The sequence below is a fragment of the Pedococcus sp. P1_H8 genome (assembly GCF_056405175.1).
The window spans coordinates 1-349 of the sequence record NZ_JBFUCP010000521.1; the positions used below are offsets into that span (position 1 = coordinate 1).

Here is a 349-nt window from a genome sequence, read left to right on the forward strand (position 1 = left end):
GCCACCTGGTGCGTCGTCAGTTCGTCGACGGCAAGGGCGTCCCGGCGCTCATCGCCGTCGACCAGGACCCGAAGGGTGAGGGCCAGGCCCTCGCGCTGTCCTACGCCAAGGCGATCGGTGGCACCCGCGCGGGCGTCATCAAGACCACCTTCAAGGAAGAGACCGAGACGGACCTCTTCGGCGAGCAGGCCGTGCTCTGCGGCGGCACCGAGGAGCTCGTCAAGACGGGCTTCGAGGTCATGGTCGAGGCCGGCTACGCGCCCGAGATGGCGTACTTCGAGGTGCTGCACGAGCTCAAGCTCATCGTCGACCTCATGTACGAGGGCGGCATCGCGCGCATGAACTACTC

General features: G+C 67.0%; 1 pseudogene. It reads left to right on the forward strand.

What is annotated here, in order from left to right:
* Window positions 1-349 (forward strand): annotated as a pseudogene (locus AC1DYG_RS21140) (ketol-acid reductoisomerase); the annotation flags it as partial.